The sequence below is a fragment of the Pseudomonas sp. GZD-222 genome (assembly GCF_049310525.1).
In the GTDB taxonomy this organism is placed as follows: domain Bacteria; phylum Pseudomonadota; class Gammaproteobacteria; order Pseudomonadales; family Pseudomonadaceae; genus Aquipseudomonas.
Window position 1 is genome coordinate 1 of sequence record NZ_JBMOWO010000113.1, and the last position, 2,975, is coordinate 2,975.

2 protein-coding genes are annotated in these 2,975 nt (G+C 60.4%); both read left to right on the forward strand.

Annotated features, from left to right (window positions below; translation table 11 throughout):
* Positions 1-449: 449 nt before the first annotated feature.
* Positions 450-1,979, forward strand: coding sequence for an NCS1 family nucleobase:cation symporter-1 (locus ACO6VD_RS21245; protein WP_422421890.1), 1,530 nt, complete (start codon positions 450-452; stop codon positions 1,977-1,979).
* Positions 1,980-2,003: 24 nt separating this feature from the next.
* Positions 2,004-2,732, forward strand: a complete 729-nt coding sequence (locus ACO6VD_RS21250) for an aspartate/glutamate racemase family protein (RefSeq protein WP_422421891.1) — start codon at positions 2,004-2,006, stop codon at positions 2,730-2,732.
* Positions 2,733-2,975: the final 243 nt, after the last annotated feature.

A 2,975-nucleotide genomic window follows, 5' to 3' on the forward strand; every position in this document is an offset into this window, starting at 1 on the left:
GTAGGACCGAGGGACGCTCCCCCCCCCCCACCAAGCACCAACGACGCTTCCTCCCCCCCCGCGATGCTTTCCATATGTACACAAATTTTAAGTGGTTATGTGTACTAAAGTAGCGATGATGTGCATACATGTAACCGCCTTGCGTTACCTGGATTCTCATTTTTGTCACCAGGCGCGCTGACCATTTGGTCAGGTTAATCAGCACTTCCGGGTGTCCACCTAAAAATTTAAATATATAAAAAACAAATAGTTAAAAGAATAAAACCTACCTGTTCGCACTCCGTTCGCCACCTCTTTGGCACACATATTGTTCCTCGAAAATCGTAAGACAAAAATTGTATGCAATCTTTGTATGCATCGGCGTCCAGGCGCCTACAGCGGTCCCAACTCTCAAGTCCAACAATAATTTGCTGTAGCACCACAGGCGCTGCAGCAGGAGCCCGGGGAACATGCAATTGGATACTTCCAAACCTCTGGATAGCGCGTACCTGTCACCTGACCCCGTCGCTGCTGCGCAGGTATCGGGGCCTCTCAGCCTGAGCCCGAAGCTGCACAACGCCGACCTTGCCCCGACCAAAGCCGCAGGCCGGCGCTGGGGTGGCTATAGCATCTTCGCCTTGTGGACCAACGATGTGCACAACATCGCCAACTACTCCTTTGCCATGGGCCTGTTCGCCCTCGGCCTGTCCGGCTGGCAGATGCTTGCAGCCCTGGCAGTGGGGGCGGCGCTGGTGTACTTCTTCATGAACCTGTCTGGCTACATGGGGCAGAAAACCGGGGTGCCGTTCCCGGTGATCAGTCGTATGAGCTTCGGCATCTACGGTGCGCAGCTGCCCGCGATCATTCGTGCGGTGATCGCCATCGCCTGGTTCGGTATCCAGACGTACCTGGCCTCGGTGGTACTCAGGGTATTGCTGGTGGCGATCTGGCCGCACCTGGCTAGCTTCGACCACAACGCCATCCTCGGGCTGTCCAGCCTGGGCTGGGCCAGTTTCGTCGCCATCTGGTTCGTCCAGTTGGTGATCCTGACCTTCGGCATGGAGATGGTGCGCAAGTACGAGTCGTTTGCCGGTCCGGTAATCCTCTCGACCGTGCTGGTGCTGGCGGTGTGGATGTACCTGCGGGTGGATGGCAACCTGGCCTGGTCGGTGGGCGAGCCGCTGACCGGGGTGAAGATGTGGACGCAGATCTTTGCCGGCGGCGCGCTGTGGCTGGCCATTTACGGCACGCTGATTCTCAACTTCTGTGACTTCGCGCGTTCTTCGCCGTGCCGCAAGACCATCCGTGTCGGCAACTTCTGGGGCCTGCCGGTGAACATCCTGGTGTTCGCGGTGATCAGCTTTGTGTTGTCCGGCGCGCAGTTCAGCATCGATGGCACGATCATCGACAGCCCGACCCAGATCATCGCCGCCATTCCTGACAAGACCTTCCTGGTGCTCGGCTGCCTGGCCTTCCTGATCGTCACCGTGGCGGTGAACATCATGGCCAACTTTGTCGCCCCGGCCTTCGTGCTCTCGAGCCTGGCGCCCAGCCGCCTGAACTTCCGCCGCGCCGGCCTGATCAGTGCCACCCTGGCGGTGCTGATCCTGCCCTGGAACCTCTACAACAGCCCGCTGGTGATCGTCTACTTCCTCTCCGGTCTGGGTGCGCTGCTGGGCCCGCTGTACGGGATCATCATGGTCGACTACTGGCTGATCCGCAAAGCCCAGGTGCATGTGCCGGACCTCTACAGTGAGGCGGCCACCGGTACCTATCACTACACCCGCGGGATCAACTACAAGGCCATCGCCGCGCTGGTGCCCTCGGCCATCGCCGCGGTCCTGCTCGCCCTGGTTCCGGCATTCAGCGAACTGACGCCGTTCTCCTGGCTGTTCGGCGCCGCCATTGCCGGTGGCGTGTACTACCTGATTTCTGATCGCAAACAACATTTCGTGGACTGTTCCGGCGAGCACTTTGCCGTAGACAGCGCCCAGCACTAAGCGTCACGCACAAGGAACGCAAGCATGAGAATTTTGGTAGTCAACGTGAATACTACGGTGTCGATCACCGAGGCCATTGCCCGTCAGGCGCGCAGCGTGGCGTCGCCGGGCACTGAAATCGTCGGCCTGACTCCGCGCTTTGGCGCCGAGTCGGTGGAGGGCAACTTCGAGAGTTACCTGGCAGCCATCGCGGTCATGGAGCGGGTGCTCAGTTACGATCAGCCCTATGACGCAGTGATCCAGGCCGGCTACGGTGAGCATGGCCGCGAAGGCTTGCAGGAGCTGCTCAATGTGCCTGTGGTGGATATCACCGAAGCGGCCGCCAGCGTGGCGATGTTGTTGGGGCATCGTTATTCGGTAGTGACCACCCTCGACCGCACCGTGCCGCTGATTGAGGACCGGCTCAAACTGGCCGGGCTGGACAGCCGCTGTGCTTCGGTGCGTGCCAGTGGCTTGGCAGTGCTGGAACTGGAAGAAGATCCCGAACGGGCGATAGAAGCTGTGGTGGGGCAGGCGGAGGAGGCGGTTCGTATCGACAAGGCCGAGGTCATCTGCCTCGGTTGTGGCGGCATGGTCGGGCTGGATGAGCGCATCCAGGCGCGTACCGGTGTGCCGGTGGTGGATGGGGTGACGGCGGCGGTGGCCTTGGCCGAGTCGCTGGTGCGCTTGAAGTTGAGTACCTCCAAGGTACGCACATATGCGCCACCGCGGCCCAAGCAGATTCTTGGCTGGCCGCGGGCCTTGCTGGGCTGAGTTGTTTTTTTGGGGGGGGCTGCGAGATTATCCATTTTGTGTGGGGCCGCTGCTGGCCCCTTCGCTCCGGCACCTTCACTCAGCCTCCTGAAGTCGCAGTTCGCGGCGTCTGAACTTGCGTGGATGAAGATCAAGATCAACACGTTGAAGTGGGATTTTCCCGCGATGCGATGTAACTGGCAGGTCGATATCGCGGGGCAAGCCCGCTCCCACCGGGAGACCAGCTAACCCGGTGGGAGCGGG

What these genes read in the sequence shown, in the direction of transcription:
- ACO6VD_RS21250 (WP_422421891.1), top strand. Translation starts at nt 2,004, where the DNA reads ATGAGAATTTTGGTAGTCAACGTGAATACTACGGTGTCGATCACCGAG.
- ACO6VD_RS21245 (WP_422421890.1), top strand. Translation starts at nt 450, where the DNA reads ATGCAATTGGATACTTCCAAACCTCTGGATAGCGCGTACCTGTCACCT.